Source organism: Amycolatopsis sp. lyj-112, from assembly GCF_046549055.1.
Classification (GTDB): Bacteria; Actinomycetota; Actinomycetes; order Mycobacteriales; family Pseudonocardiaceae; genus Amycolatopsis.
In genome coordinates this window covers 1-13910 of the sequence record NZ_JAJPWS010000024.1, presented here as the reverse complement: position 1 = coordinate 13910, position 13910 = coordinate 1, and the positions used below count along the sequence as shown (strand labels likewise).

The window sequence follows — 13910 nt, the reverse complement described above, 5'->3', positions numbered from 1 at the left end:
GGTCGCGCGGATGCTCGGCGCCGGGAGGACGTTCCGCCCGAAATTCCGAGGAGCACCTATGAAGAAGCAGTTGAGGACCGTCTTGGCCGCAGCCTTCGCCGTCCTCGCCGTCGTTCTCGCCGCACCGGCCGTGTCCGCCTCGCCGGCGGTCTCGGTGCAGCCGGCCTGTGTCCGGCCCTGCCATTTCTGATCTTCGTCACCTAGAGCAGCCACGGGGGTCGCGCCCCTCGCGACCCGCGGTGACCGCGCTCGTGGACGGGGGATCCGGGAACCCCGATGCCTCGGATCCCTCGTCCGCCCCATCACGCGAGTTCGCCGCCCAATCACGCGAGTTCGCCATCTGATCACGGGTGTTCGCCGTCTGATCACGACAAACCCGGCTTTCGCGGCTCAGGGCTCGAAGGCGTTGCCGGTGGCGATCTTGGGACGGCCCAGTTCCACCGGCTCGCCGATCCGCGCCCGCCGGTAGACCGCGGCCGTGGCCTCCGCGATCCGGCCCCAGTCGAAGTCCGCGGCCAGGCGTGACTGCGCGGCCAAGGCCCGTCGCGCCGCGGCGACCTCGTCGTCCAGCACCGCCTCGACCGCATCCCCGAGCGCGTCGACGTCGCCGGGGGTGAACGCCAGCCCGGTTTCGCCGTCGATGACGACTTCGCCGAGCCCACCCGCGGTCGACGCCACCAGCGGCGCCTTCGCCGCGGCGGCCTCCAGCGCGACGATGCCGAACGGTTCGTACCGGCTGGGCAGCACGACGGCGTCGGCGGCGGCCAGCACGGCGCGCAGTTCCCGGTCGGAGAGGTGCCCGACGAAGTCGACCGCCCGGCGGACACGCAGCTTGCGCGCCTGATCGACGAGTTCTTCCAGGTGCCTGCCCTTGCCCGCGATGACGACGCGGGTCCCGGGCTTGTTGCGGCGGATGCGGGGGAGCGCGGCGAGCAGGTCCTGCACACCCTTCTCCCACTCCAGCCGTCCGAAGTAGAGCAACAGCGGCGCGCCGGAGGGGCTGTAGACCTCGCGTGCGTGCGCGACCTCTTCTTCGGGCACCTGCCAGGAGCGTTCCTCGATGCCGTTGTGGATCACGGTGACCGCGTCGCCCTCGACCTCGAACAGGTGAGCCACCTCGCGGCGCATGGCCTGCGAACAGGTGATCAGCGCGTCCGAGCGGTTCGCGAGCCACCACTCGACCGAGTGCACCTGCTGGTTGAGCGGATGCGAAAGCCATCCGGAGTGCCGCCCGGCCTCGGTGGCGTGGATCGTGCCGACCAGAGGTACCCGCGCGGCTTCGGCGATCGCGATCGCGGGGTGGCTGACCAGCCAGTCGTGCGCGTGCACGACGTCCGGCTGCCAGGTGCGCAGCAGGTCGTTCGCGGCGCGGATCATCGCGTGCCCCATCGCGAGCGTCCACGCGACGAGGTCGCGTTCGAAGGTCACGTGCATCGGGTCCTCGGCGACCCGGATGATCCGTACTCCCTCGACCACCCGATCGGTGCGCGGGTGCGTTTCGGCGTCGGTGCCCGCCGTGTGGCGGCACAGGACGACCACCTCGTGACCCTGCCGGGTGAGGTGGCCGGCCAGGGCGTGGACGTGCCGCGCGAGTCCGCCGACGACCACAGGTGGGTACTCCCACGACAACATCAGCACGCGCATGGGTGGAGGTTACTCGCGAGTCGGTCATCGCCGGGATCGGGCGATGACCCGGCCACGTCACACCCTGGCTATTCGGGCTGTACCTCGATCGGGCCTCCGGAGGCCCGGACCCGGACCGGAACCCCGAGCAGCTGAGAAGGCAACCGCTCGGGGTCGTGGCCGGGGGTCACCCACACGTCGATCGTGGGCGCCCCCGCTTCCTCTCCTTGACCCACTCCCACCACGCCGGGGACGTCGTCGAGCCAGCGCGACGCCGTGACCAGCGCGGCTTCCACATCCGAGGCCTCGGTTCCGGCCATCTACGGGTGCACCCGGATCCCGAGCGAGGCCTCGACCAGCGTGATCCGGTTGATCACGGTGACCACCGGCGAACCGGCGAACAGCAGCCCGACGGCGTTCTCGTTGAGGTCGGCCACGATGCTGCCCGAGTCGCCGCCTGCCGACATGTCGGTGGTCAGCAGTTGCTGCGCGAACCGGGCCACCCGGCCGCCGCCGTAGTTGACGTCGACGGTGGCGTTGATGTTCGTGATCCGCCCGGTCGTCCAGTTCGTGGTCCGGCCGGTCTTCTGCACGACCGTGCCGACCGGGGGAGCGACGTTCGTGCCCTTGAGGTCGCCGACCCAGAAGATCCGCCGGTCGAGGTCGTGGAACTGGCCTTCGGCGATGGCGGCGTCGACGAAGTTCAACGGGACAGGCTGCCCGGAGGTGATGAACTTGATCGGCACGAACCGGCTCAGCCTGGCGATGACGTCGGTGGGGACGACGCCGCCGTCGAACGGGCCGGGCTGCAGGATCGGGTCGCCGATGGCGGCGCCATTGGAGTTCGCCAGCACGTGGTTGTTGCTCAGGATGTAGTACCTGGGCGGTTTGCCGGGCAGCGCCGTGGCGTCGTAGACGGCGGTGCCGTAGGTGCCGGCGGTGATCTTGAAGTGACCGACGCTCAGTCCGCCGAACGCCGGGCGGAACCGCTTGGCCAGCGTGAACGGGCCGACCTGTTCGCGGGCCAGCTCGTCCGGGCGGGCCAGGCTCGGCGACGGGGGCTCGTCGAGCATCGTGGGGGAGCCGTTCACCTTCGGCGCCGTGATGCTGCGGCCCGCCTGGAGGACGCCGACCTCCTGCACGTCGGTCGGGACGCCTGCCAGCGTCGCGGGGACGAGGTCTTCTTCGCGGAGCATTTCGTGCGGCATTTTCGTGTCGACCAGGACGGTGATCGCCTTTTCCTCGGTGTCCAGCCCGTTCGACCATTTGGTCCCGAGCGCGACGCCCACGACGTTCTGCCGGTCGAGCAGCGCGTCCTGTTCGGCCGCCTGGACGCTCGCGAGGGAGAGGTATTCGTCCGGGATCATATTGTTTTCGATCATGTCGGCCACACTTTTCTGGTTGTCGTCGTTGACCAGGTGCGGGCTCGGTCGAGCGGATTCGGGAGTTTCGCAGGGAGCCCAGAAGTGGGAGTCTTCCCCTGTGCGCGGAGCCGCGCCATAGGGCAATCGGGTAGTCCGATTCAGCCTCGTTCGTCAAGGTTTCCCTTGCAGGAGAACACTTTGTGATTGATGTACCGGCCATCGCGCGGGTCGGTCAGGCATTGTAGGGACTTTGGCCCCTTTTTCTGGGAAAAGGAAACGGGCGGGTTTCCGGAGACAACTCCGGAAACCCGCCCGCCGCGGGGAATAATCGTGATTCAGGCGCCGACGGTGGCCTCGATCGCCTTGGTGATCTCTTCGTCTTCGGGTTCGGTGCGCGGACGGAATCGTCCTACCACTTCACCGGACGGGGCGACGAGGAACTTCTCGAAATTCCACTGCACGTCGCCTGAGGCGCCGTCGGCGTCGGCCGCCTTGGTCAATTCGGTGTAGAGGGGGTGCCGGCCTTCACCGTTGACGTCCAGCTTCTCGAACAGCGGGAACGAAACCCCGTACGTCGTCGAGCAGAAGGTCTGGATCTCCTCGGCGGAGCCCGGCTCCTGGCCCGCGAACTGGTTGCACGGGAACCCGACGACGGAGAAACCCTTGTCCGCGTAGCGTTCCTGCAGCTTCTCCAGGCCGGTGTACTGCGGGGTGAGGCCGCACTTCGACGCGACGTTCACCACCAGCAGCGCCTTGCCCTCGAGCGCGCCGAGCGTGCTGTCCTCGCCCGAGAGCGTCTTCAGCGGAATTTCGTGGATCCCCATGCTTCCCCTTTCGTCATTTCTTCAGCAGGTCACGGGCGTCGACGTGGCCGAAGGGGCCGTCGTCGCGCCGGAACGCCGCCGCGGTCTCCTGGGCCCGCTCGTGCGCGCCTTCCCGGAGCAGCCCGGCGAGTGTGTCGAACCGGTCGGTGTGCACCTTCGCCCGCCGCCGCGCGTAGTCGGCGGCGGAATCCTTGGTGACCATGAACGCCCAGTCGCTCGACAGCGCCAGCATCGCCTCGGCGACGGCCTGGTCGCGCACGGTGTCGCGGGTCGTGGTGTCCATGCCCGCGACGAGGTCGAGCATCCGATGTTGCAGCGCGGTGTTGTCCCGCACCATGTCGGCGACCTGTTCGCCGTCCCAGACCCGCCAGTCCTTGCCCGATCCCCACGAAGACGCCGGGAGATCGACCGGCCCGCCGAGGTGGCCGGCTTCGAGGGCGCCCTTGAGCGTGGTGACGCGGACGCCGGCTTCCGGCAGCGCGCGCAGGACGCCTTCGAGCCACGCCGGTCCTTCGTGCCACCAGTGCCCGAACAGTTCCGTGTCGTAAGCGGCGACGACGAGCGACTCGCGGCCGTGCTCGGCTTTGAGGGAACGCAGCCGCTCGACGACGGTGTCGACGAAGTCCTGGACGTGGCCGCCGAGCGTGCCCGCCGCCATCGCCGGGTCGTACGGCGCCTTGTCCGGCGGTTCGACGGTCTTCCCTGTCACGCGCGACGGCTTGAGGCCGACTTCGTGCGCCCAGGTGTGGAAGTCGCGGTAAGCGGCGTTGCCGGGGTACCCGGCCTTCGGTGACCAGACCCGGTAAGTGACTTCGAGGTCCCGGCCGAAGGCGACGACGTCGGAATCGCCGACCGTCCGGGCGGCCGACGTGTCCCCGCGCAGGGACGGGCCGTCGACCATGAAGCGTTGGACGCCCGCGGCGGAGTAGGCGGTCTCCATGCCCGGGTTGTAACCGCATTCCGGTGCCCAGATGCCTTCGGGTCGGTGCCCGACGCGGAGTGCGGTGTCGGCCAGGCCGCCGCGCAGCATGAAGTCGCGGACCACCGGGTCCAGCAGCGGCTGGAACGGGTGCGCCAGCGGGCCGCCGAGCAGTTCGATCGTCCCGGCGTCCACAAAGGAGCGAAGGATCGGCGAGAATCCGTGCCGCCACCGGGTTTCGAGCTCTTCCGAAGCCTTGACGGCGGTCCGGTACTCACTCGCGGCGAGGTCGCGCAGCAGCGGGTCGCCGCCCCACAGGGTGGAGGCGTGCCAGGCGCGCAGCTGCCAGTGGCCGAGCCAGTCGTGGAACGCCTTGATGCAGTAGGGGTCGTCGAGCTGTGCGGCGAGGATCGGCGTCATGCCGAGGGTGAGCACCTCGTCGCGGCCCTCGTCGGCGAAGCGGCGCAGGAGGTCGACCATCGGCAGGTAGGAATGCGCCCAGGCCTGGTACAGCCATTCCTCGCCGACCGGCCAGGAACCGTGGCGCGGCAGCCACGGCAGGTGGCTGTGCACGACGAGGCAGAACGTGCCCTCGTACTCGCTCATCGACGCACCGCCACGGCGACGAGGTCGAGGCTGGCGTCGAGGTCATCGCCGTGGATGGCGAAATCCGCGGCACCGATGCCTTCGACGTCGGCGAGCAGTTCCGGCGGCCAAACGGCCTGCCCGGGCAGCTGCCCCATGACGACGTCGAGCTGGGCGTCGATGATCGAGCCGCCGTATCTGCCGTCGAGTTCCCGGACGCCCTCACCGTGGTGGAGGCCGTGCAGCGTCTCGACCTCGAACCCGGCGCCCAGGAGCAGTTCGTCCAATTCGGACGGTGCGAGTTCCCTGGTGTGGAACGGGTTGAGCGGGGTGTCGCTGTCCGGGGTGAAGGTCAGCCGGTTGGGCGTGGTGACGATCAGCCGTCCACCGGGCGCGAGCACCCGGTGGCATTCGGCGAGGAAGGCACCCTGATCCCAGAGGTGTTCGATCACCTGGAAGTTGGCGACGACGTCGACCGAGGCGTCCCGCAGCGGCAGGAACACCAGGTTCGCCCTGGCCACCCCGATCGCGGGATAGCGGCGGGAGACGTGCTCGGTGGTGAGGACGTCGTAGTCGAGCGCGAGCACCCGCTCCGCCACGGTGGCGATCAGCCCGGCGCCGTAGCCCTCGCCGCAGCCGGCCTCCAGCACGAGCTTGCCCGCGCAGAGCGGCAGGAGTTCTTGATACGCCGCTTCGTGGCGGCGGTACCAGTAGTTCTCCTCGGCGATGCCCGGCACGGTGCGTTCACCCGTGAGGTGCAGCGCTTCGGCCCTGGTGGCTGGGGTGGTCACGCCGCGACCCTACCGGCCGGTCACTTCGACCCCCGTCGCAAGTAGTCCTCTGGTCGCGGTAGTTGCACGCGCAAGGATCGCCACCAGAGGACGACTTGCGATGTCACGTTTCGCGACGCTGTCCAGTCCAGAAGGTATGCAACGGACAATCACCCGCGTACTGCTCGCCGTCTTCGGCCTCATCGAACTGCCGGTCGGGCTCTGGCCCCTGCTCAGCCCCAGCGGCTTCTACCAGGACTTCCCGGGCATCCGCACCGGCTGGGTGTCCATGGACGGCCCCTTCAACGAACACCTGATCCGCGACTTCGGCGGACTCAACCTCGCCCTTTCCGCCATCCTGATCGGGGCCGCCGTGATCGGCACGACCGCCGTCGCCCGGCTCGCGGCCCTCGCGACCTTCCTCTTCGGAATGCCGCACTTCCTCTATCACCTGGGCCACGTCTCGCACTTCGAGCAGGCCGACCAGGTGCTCATCGTCACGACGACCGCGCTCGGCGCGGTTCTGCCGCTGGTACTGGTCTTGATCCCCGGCAAGCGGGCTACACCGGCGACACCGTGATGCCGATGGCGCCGGGGCCGAGATGGGCGCCGAGGATCATGCTGGCGTCGACCAGCGTGCTGTCGACCATGCGCGGCAGCCGCGCCCGCAGCCGACCGCCGATCTGCAGGTCGCGTTCGTCGGGCCCGAACCGGGTGATGGCGATTTCGACCTCCTGATCACCCGCCGCCTCCACGGCGAGGTCGACGAGTTTGTTGATCGCCCGGCGCGCGCCCGGGACGCGGGTCAACGGTTCGACCTCGCCGTTCTTCAGCGTCAGCAGGGGTTTGATCGAGAACGCGGAGCCGAGGAACGCCTGGGCCGCGCCGATCCGGCCGCCGCGCCGCAGGAATTCCAGAGTGTCGACGTAGAGGATCTCCCGGCTGCCGCGAAAGCGGTGTTCCGCGGCCTCGATGACCCGGGTGGCCTGCCCACCGGCGGCCGCGACCTTGGCCGCCGACGTCGCCGCGAAACCGAGGCTCATGCCGGTGGTCCCGGAGTCGAGAACGTGGACCGGGACGCTGACCTGTTGCGCGGCCTCGCGGGCGGCGTTGATCGTCTCCGACATCCTTCCCGAAATGTGGACGCTGACGATCGCGGACGCGCCCCGGCTCGCCGCCTCCTGGTACGCCCAGAAGAACGCGCCGACCTCCGGCGGTGCCGTCTTCACCGGCGTTCCGGCGCGCAGCGCGTCGACGACTTCGTCGCGGTCGTACCGGTTTTCCTCGTCGAACTGGCTGCCGACCTGTAATTGGACCTGAACGACGCCGATGCCCCAGCGTTCGGCGACCGGTGCGGGAAGGCAGGCGGTCGAGTCCGTGATCACGGCGACAGGGCCGGGGAGGGAACGCATGGTGCGGCAGGTTAACCCGTCGTACCCACCGTGAGTACCCCCGAGTACGGCCGTTCGGGTTAGTCGCCGGGTTACACTCACTTCCGGGTGAAAAACCTGGACGATGGTCCCACTAAAACGTGCATCCAGGTGAATGAGGTCACCTCACCGGGCCACGGCGCTGAAATGGCCCTAATCTACCGGCCAGTAGAGCTGTTGCCCCGTGGCCGACGCCGGCCACTAACGGGAGGTCGAAGTAGACCCATGACGAATATCGTTGTCCTGGTCAAGCAGGTACCGGACACCTACTCGGAGCGGAAGCTCTCCGGTGCCGACAACACTCTTGACCGCGAATCCGCCGACGCCGTGCTCGACGAGATCAACGAGAAGGCCGTCGAAGAAGCCCTGAAGATCAAGGAAGCCGGAGAGGGCGAGGTCACCGTCGTCTCGGTGGGTCCCGACCGCGCGACCGACGCGATCCGCAAGGCGCTTTCCATGGGCGCGGACAAGGCGATCCACGTCTCCGACGCCTCGCTCCACGGTTCCGACGCGATCGCCACCGCCAAGGTGCTGGCCGCCGCGATCGGCAAGGTCGAAGGCTATGACCTGGTCATCACCGGTAACGAGGCCTCCGACGGCCGCGGTGGCGCCGTGCCGGCGATCATCGCCGAGCTGCTCGGGCTGCCCCAGCTCACCCACGTGAACGAGCTGACCGTCGACGGCACCTCGATCAAGGCCGACCGCTACACCGAGGACGGCATCACGCATCTCGAGGCGAGCCTGCCCGCGCTGGTCAGCGTCGGCGAGAAGATCAACGAGCCGCGTTACCCCTCCTTCAAGGGGATCATGGCCGCGAAGAAGAAGCCGGTCGAGACGTTCACCGTCGCGGACCTGGGCTTGGACGCGGGCGACGTCGGCCTCGGCAACGCCTGGTCGTCGGTGCTCGAAGCCTCCCCGAAGCCGCCCCGCACCGCCGGTGAGCGCGTCGAGGACGAGGGTGACGGCGGCAGCAAGGTGGCCGCCTACCTGGTCGCGCAGAAGCTCATCTGAGACAGGTTTCGAGGAGGAATAGGGAAATGGCTGAAGTACTCGTCCTCGTCGACCACGTCGACGGTGAAGTCAAGAAGGTCACGCTCGAGCTGCTGACGGCGGCTCGCGAGCTGGGTGAGCCGTCGGCGGTCGTCGTCGGCCCGACCGGCACCGCCGCCAAGGCGAAGGAAGCCCTCGCCGCGCACGGCGCCGCCAAGGTGTACGTCGCCGAGGGTGACGACGCCACCGGCTTCCTGGTCACCCCCAAGGTGGATGTCCTCACCGCGCTCGCGGAGCGGACCTCCCCGGCCGCCGTGCTCGTCGCGGCCACCGCCGAGGGCAAGGAGGTGTCCGCTCGTGTCGCGGTCCGCCTCGGCTCCGGTCTGCTGTACGACGCCGTCGGCGTGAACAGCGACGGCAGCGTCGACCAGTCCATCTTCGGTGGCGCGTTCTCCGTGAAGTCCAAGTCCACCAAGGGTGTCCCGGTCATCTCGGTCCGCCCCGGCGCGGTCGAGGCGACCCAGGCCGAGGGTGCGGCCGCCGAGGAGACCGTCGAGGTCCCGGCGGGCGACCCGGCTAAGTCCGCCAAGATCACCGGTATCGAGCCGATCGTCGGCGGCGACAGGCCGGAGCTGACCGAGGCCTCGGTCGTCGTCTCCGGTGGCCGCGGTGTCGGCTCGGCCGACAAGTTCGACGTCGTCGAGACGCTGGCCGACTCGCTCGGTGCCGCCGTCGGTGCTTCCCGCGCCGCCGTCGACTCGGGCTACTACCCGGCGCAGTTCCAGGTCGGCCAGACCGGTAAGACGGTTTCGCCGCAGCTGTACATCGCGCTGGGCATCTCCGGTGCGATCCAGCACCGCGCGGGCATGCAGACCTCGAAGACCATCATCGCGGTCAACAAGGACGCCGAAGCCCCGATCTTCGAGATCGCCGACTTCGGTGTGGTGGGCGACCTGTTCAACGTCGCGCCGCAGCTGGCCGACGAGGTCAAGAAGCGCAAGGGCTGACGCTCTCGCTCCACGGAGGGGGCCGTTCGGGATTCGTCCCGGACGGCCCCTTTTCTGCCTGAGAGAACCCTGAGAACCCGCATTTAACTGAACGTGCACTAATCGGCCATCGGGCGCATCGTCGTTGGTCTACCCCGAGGGGTAGACCTTCCTTATGACGACGTCACAGCTCCTCGTCAGTACTGACCAGGCAGGTGTCGAACTCCCGGCCGACGCACCGCGTTACTCACTTCTCGTAGCCAACGGAAACGAAGAAGTCGTTGCCGCGCAACGACTTCGTTACCAGGTGTTCGCCGAGGAAATGGGGGCGAACCTCAATTCGCTCGAACCCGGCCTCGACGTCGACTACTTCGACGAGTTCTGCGACCACCTCGTGGTGCGGGACGACAACACCGGCGAGATCGTGGGCACGTACCGGATGTTGCCGCCGGATCGCGCCGCGCGGGCGGGAAAGCTCTACTCCGACAGCGAATTCGACCTCACGGCGCTCGATTCACTACGTCCTTCGCTGGTCGAGACCGGGCGTTCGTGCGTGCACCCGGACCATCGCGGCGGCGGCGTGGTGAGCCTCGTCTGGGCGGGGATCGGGCGCTACATGCTGCTGGCCGGGCACCGGTATCTCGCGGGGTGCGCCTCGGTGCCGCTGACCGACGGCGGCGGCTACGCGGCCGGTGTCTGGGATGTCCTGCGCACCAAGCATTACGCGGACGAATCGCTCCGGGTCACGCCTCTGAACCCGTGGCGGACCGAGGGTGTCGAGCGGCCGACCAGGTCGATCCTGCCGCCGCTCATCAAGGGCTACACACGCCTGGGGGCGAAGGCCTACGGACCGCCCGCGCTCGACGAGGATTTCGGCGTCGCGGACTTCTTCGTCGTGCTGGATCTGCACAACGTCGACGAGCGCTACCTCAAGTACTTCCTTGGAGTGCAGGGATGACTCACGCCTGGATGCCGAAATCGCCTTGTGGCGACGGATGTCTGAGCGAAGGGGCGCCGACGGTGGCGTTTCCGCGGCGCGTCCTGCGGTTCGCCGCGGCGATCGGCGTCCTCTTCGCCGCGTTCCTGAGCTCGCCGCTGGTGCTCGTGCTGCGCGGCAAGGTCCGGGAACGGTTGGTGCGCCTGCTTTTCGCCGGCATCCTGCGGTCGTTCGGGGTGCGGCTCGTGGTGCGCGGCGACGAGCGGTTCCGCGCCGTGCCCGGCCGTGGCGCGCTGGTGGTGAACAACCACATCTCGTGGCTGGACATCATCGCGATCAACGCCATCCAGCCGATGCGGGCGCTGGCCAAGAAGGAGGTCGGCACCTGGCCGGTGCTCGGCCTGCTGGTCCGCCGCGGCGGCAGCATCTTCCTCGACCGCGAGAACCTGCGGAGCCTGCCCGCGACGATGGCCGAACTCGCCGGCGCGATGCGCGGCGGATCACTCGTCAGCGTGACACCGGAGGGGACCACCTGGTGCGGTCTGGCCTCGGGTCACTTCCGTTCGGCGACCTTCCAGGCCGCGATCGACGGCGGTGTCCCGGTGCGCCCGCTCGCCCTGCGCTTCCGGCTCGCCGACGGCCGCGAGACCACACAACCGGCGTTCATCGGGCCGGAGTCGCTCATCGCGTCACTGCGCCGGGTCGCCGCGTTGCGCGGGCTGGTGCTGGAGGTGCACGTGTGCCCGGAAATCGCGCCCGGTCGTGCTTCCGACCGGCGGGAACTGGCTTCGCTGGCGGAATCCGCGGTACAGGCGGCACTCGGACGGGTGCAGATCCCGGCGCAGACGCGGCGTCGGCGCTCGGTCGCCGCTCCTGCTCCCGCTTCTGTCGCGAAAGTGCCCTCTCAGTAGCTTTCGCGCGCTATGAACGGGCCTTTCCTTGCAAAATTTGCAAGGAAAGGCCCGTTCATAGCGTCGGCCCCTTGACATCCCACGAGTTCAGTCCAAGGTCAGCGTGATCTTCCCGCCCGCGTGCCCGGTGAAGCTTTCCCGGTGTGCCTCGGCGACCTCGGCGAGCGGGTAGGCGGACCCGAGCTTGATCTTCAGTTCGCGCGTGAGGAGATCCTCGAGCAGTTCCTGGGTTTCCGTGCCGATCGCCGAGAACGTCAGCCCCTGCGCGAACGCGGCCGGGTCCGCGATGGTGATCAGCCTGTCTGGTGATCCGAGCAGGGCCACGGAATCAGCCAGTACGCCGAATCCGGCCGCGTCGAACACCGCGTCCACCGGTCCCGGGGCCGCCTCGCGGACGCGCTCCACCCAGCTGTCGCCGTACTGGACCGGGATCGCGCCCAACGCCTTGACCTCGTCCAGCGACCGCGCGCCCGCGGTGCCGATGACGGCGGCGCCCAGCGCGACCGCGATCTGCGTCGCGAACCGGCCGACCTGGCCGCTCGCCCCGTGGATCAGCACCGTTTCGCCCGGCTTGACCTCGAGTTCGCCCAGGACCCGCAACGCCGTCTCCCCGGCGATGGGCAGCGTGGCGGCTTCGGCCCACGAAAGCCCGGCGGGCTTGCGGGCGACGGTGTTCGCCAGCGCGTACTCCGCGTACGCCCCGGTGGCGGACCAGCCGAAGACCTCGTCCCCGACGGCGAACCCGGCGCCTTCGCCCGCCGCGTCCACCACGCCGGCCAGTTCCAGGCCGAGGATGTGCGGGAATTCGACAGGCCGGACCTCCGCCATGGCACCGGATCGGATCTTCCAGTCGATCGGGTTGACCCCGGCGGCCTTGACCGCGACCCGCACCTGACCCGGGCCGGGCTCCGGCAGCGGGACCTCGGACAGCCGCAGGACGTCCGGTTCGCCGTACTGGGTGATGGTGATCGCTCGCATTTTCACTCCTCATCGGATTTCTTCGCTGCGATCAGTCAACCTGCGGCATGAGGCCGCCCGAACCGCTCGGACGAGCAGTGTTCACTAGCCGGGCGAGCAGCGTCCCCGCGCCGGACCGCGCTTACTGTGGAGTCATGGACGAGTGGTCGGATCCGCTGTACGTGCTGAGCCAGGTCGAGCAGATGCTCGCCGTTCCGCGGCACGAACTGCTGCCGCGGTTCTCCGCGACGGCGGCGGCCGTCCTGCCGCATCGCGCCGCCGCCATGGAGACCGGCGACTGTTCCCGCCTGCCGATCAAGGTCTTCGGCGACGCGGCGATCACCGGCGCGGTCACCAGCGCGGAACTGCAGAAGCTCGCCGCGCTCGGCGTCCCCGGCGGGGCCCTGGTCGCCGACGAGGTACTCGGTGGGAAACGCCGGAAGCTGGTCATCCTGACGTCGGCACCGGCGATCGGGAACGGTGCGATGATCGCGCTCGTCCCCACTGAAGACGCGCCTCCGGACCGGGCGCTCAGGATCGTCGCCAAGCTGTGGGACGTCGTCAGCGTCACCGCCGCACAGCGTGCCGTGGACCCCGAACCCGAACTCCTCGCGAGCAACCTCGCGGCGGCGACGGCGCGGGCGCGGGCGATCACCGACCTCGGGCAGACCCACGCGACCACGCTGGCGTCCCTGCTCGCCGTGCTCCGGTCCCGGCAACTCGGCGACGCCGCCGCCCGGCAGACCGCGACCGATCTCGCCGCGGCCGCGCTGGTGGAACTGCGTTCGGTCGCCGACCGGGACCAGGAACTTTCGGCGGAACCGGCGTCTTCGGCGTTCGACACGCTCGTCTCGCAGCTGGAACCCTTCCTGCGCCACAACGAGGTGACCGTCGACCTGGCCGGGCCGGGCGACGACCGGCCGCTGCCGCAGGACATCGCGCACACCGCGCGCACGGTCACCCGCGGCCTGGTGCTCACGGCGGCGCTGGAACGCGGCAGCACCCGCGTCCGGGCGTCCTGGCAGATCGACGGTCAGGCTCTCCGGGTCACCGTGCGCGACGACGGCGCGGACGTCGCCCGAGCCGTGCCCGCGACCGGACTCACCGAGCGGATCACGCCGCTCGGCGGCCGCTGGGAGGTCGACGCCGTGCCCGGCTGGGGCGCCACGATCACCGCCGTCCTCCCGCTCGGAAGCACGGAGACGCCGGAGCTGCGGCCGCTGGACCGGCTGAACTCACGTGAACTCGAGGTTCTCGCCGGGATCGCGCGCGGGAAGCGGAACCGGCAGATCGCCGAAGAGCTGCAGCTGACCGAGCACACGGTGAAGTTCCACGTGCGGAAGATCCTCGGGAAGCTGGAAGTCACGTCACGCGGCGAGGCCGCCGTGCTGGCGCGAGAGCTGCGGCTGGAGTCCGTCACCCAAGTGTCGTGAGTGATCTCAAGGGTCCGTGAAGGCCTCCTTGAGGGACTCAGAGTCCCTCAAGGGGGCCTAATGGGTTGTGTTCGAGCTGGGTTTGGCAGGCTTGGATGTGGTGGCTGCTGGCGGGTGAGCACTCGTGAGGCCTGGGTTTTGCGAGACCTTCGTGAAGACCGTCGCCCCTGCTGGTAGCGGA

Annotated in this window: 15 protein-coding genes; 7 read left to right on the top strand and 8 right to left on the bottom strand. The window is 69.1% G+C overall.

Annotated features, from left to right (window positions below; genetic code table 11):
• Positions 1-58 precede the first annotated feature (58 nt).
• Positions 59-190 carry a hypothetical protein gene (locus ACLJRL_RS39815; RefSeq protein ID WP_410661591.1) on the top strand — a complete coding sequence of 44 codons (132 nt, stop codon included), beginning with the start codon at positions 59-61 and terminating at the stop codon, positions 188-190.
• Positions 191-390: 200 nt separating this feature from the next.
• Here the strand turns inward: ACLJRL_RS39815 and ACLJRL_RS39810 are convergent, their stop codons facing one another.
• The 6 genes from ACLJRL_RS39810 to ACLJRL_RS39785 all read right to left on the bottom strand — a co-directional run bounded on the left by ACLJRL_RS39810 (position 391) and on the right by ACLJRL_RS39785 (position 6106).
• A complete protein-coding gene (locus tag ACLJRL_RS39810; RefSeq protein ID WP_410661590.1) occupies positions 391-1644 on the bottom strand; it encodes a glycosyltransferase family 4 protein in 1254 nt (417 codons plus the stop codon).
• Positions 1645-1712: 68 nt separating this feature from the next.
• Positions 1713-1943 carry a hypothetical protein gene (locus ACLJRL_RS39805; RefSeq protein ID WP_410661589.1) on the bottom strand — a complete coding sequence of 77 codons (231 nt, stop codon included), beginning with the start codon at positions 1941-1943 and terminating at the stop codon, positions 1713-1715.
• Positions 1944-3005 (bottom strand): serine protease, encoded by a 1062-nt coding sequence (locus ACLJRL_RS39800; RefSeq protein ID WP_410661588.1) that lies wholly within the window; start codon positions 3003-3005, stop codon positions 1944-1946. It abuts the gene before it with no gap.
• Positions 3006-3322: 317 nt separating this feature from the next.
• Positions 3323-3811, bottom strand: a complete 489-nt coding sequence (locus ACLJRL_RS39795; protein ID WP_410661587.1) for a glutathione peroxidase — start codon at positions 3809-3811, stop codon at positions 3323-3325.
• Positions 3812-3824: 13 nt separating this feature from the next.
• The gene (locus ACLJRL_RS39790) at positions 3825-5336 is read right to left on the bottom strand and encodes a 1,4-alpha-glucan branching protein domain-containing protein (RefSeq protein WP_410661586.1); all 1512 of its coding nucleotides are present in this window, start codon (positions 5334-5336) and stop codon (positions 3825-3827) included.
• Positions 5333-6106, bottom strand: a complete 774-nt coding sequence (locus tag ACLJRL_RS39785; protein ID WP_410661585.1) for a methyltransferase domain-containing protein — start codon at positions 6104-6106, stop codon at positions 5333-5335. Before ACLJRL_RS39785 ends, ACLJRL_RS39790 begins: the two co-directional genes overlap by 4 nt.
• Before the next feature lie 136 nt (positions 6107-6242).
• Here ACLJRL_RS39785 and ACLJRL_RS39780 point away from each other — a divergent pair, with 136 nt between their 5' ends.
• Positions 6243-6665 (top strand): hypothetical protein, encoded by a 423-nt coding sequence (locus ACLJRL_RS39780; protein ID WP_410661584.1) that lies wholly within the window; start codon positions 6243-6245, stop codon positions 6663-6665.
• Here the strand turns inward: ACLJRL_RS39780 and ACLJRL_RS39775 are convergent.
• Positions 6646-7497: a DegV family protein gene (locus ACLJRL_RS39775; RefSeq protein ID WP_410661583.1), complete on the bottom strand. Its 852-nt coding sequence runs from the start codon at positions 7495-7497 to the stop codon at positions 6646-6648. The genes ACLJRL_RS39780 and ACLJRL_RS39775 overlap by 20 nt on opposite strands.
• Before the next feature lie 243 nt (positions 7498-7740).
• Here ACLJRL_RS39775 and ACLJRL_RS39770 point away from each other — a divergent pair, with 243 nt between their 5' ends.
• The 4 genes from ACLJRL_RS39770 to ACLJRL_RS39755 all read left to right on the top strand — a co-directional run bounded on the left by ACLJRL_RS39770 (position 7741) and on the right by ACLJRL_RS39755 (position 11339).
• Positions 7741-8526 carry an electron transfer flavoprotein subunit beta/FixA family protein gene (locus tag ACLJRL_RS39770; protein WP_410661582.1) on the top strand — a complete coding sequence of 262 codons (786 nt, stop codon included), beginning with the start codon at positions 7741-7743 and terminating at the stop codon, positions 8524-8526.
• A 26-nt stretch (positions 8527-8552) separates the two neighbouring features.
• The gene (locus ACLJRL_RS39765) at positions 8553-9512 is read left to right on the top strand and encodes an electron transfer flavoprotein subunit alpha/FixB family protein (protein WP_410661581.1); all 960 of its coding nucleotides are present in this window, start codon (positions 8553-8555) and stop codon (positions 9510-9512) included.
• Between the two features lie 154 nt (positions 9513-9666).
• Positions 9667-10449 carry a GNAT family N-acetyltransferase gene (locus ACLJRL_RS39760; RefSeq protein ID WP_410661580.1) on the top strand — a complete coding sequence of 261 codons (783 nt, stop codon included), beginning with the start codon at positions 9667-9669 and terminating at the stop codon, positions 10447-10449.
• Positions 10446-11339 (top strand): lysophospholipid acyltransferase family protein, encoded by an 894-nt coding sequence (locus ACLJRL_RS39755; RefSeq protein WP_410661579.1) that lies wholly within the window; start codon positions 10446-10448, stop codon positions 11337-11339. The genes ACLJRL_RS39760 and ACLJRL_RS39755 overlap by 4 nt, the downstream gene beginning before the upstream one ends.
• Positions 11340-11426: 87 nt before the next feature.
• Here ACLJRL_RS39755 and ACLJRL_RS39750 read toward each other — a convergent pair whose 3' ends face one another.
• Positions 11427-12317 (bottom strand): NADP-dependent oxidoreductase, encoded by an 891-nt coding sequence (locus tag ACLJRL_RS39750; RefSeq protein ID WP_410661578.1) that lies wholly within the window; start codon positions 12315-12317, stop codon positions 11427-11429.
• Between the two features lie 134 nt (positions 12318-12451).
• Between ACLJRL_RS39750 and ACLJRL_RS39745 the strand changes: the two genes are divergently transcribed.
• Complete coding sequence (locus tag ACLJRL_RS39745; protein ID WP_410661577.1) at positions 12452-13729, top strand: LuxR C-terminal-related transcriptional regulator; 1278 nt, start codon at positions 12452-12454, stop codon at positions 13727-13729.
• Positions 13730-13910 lie beyond the last annotated feature (181 nt).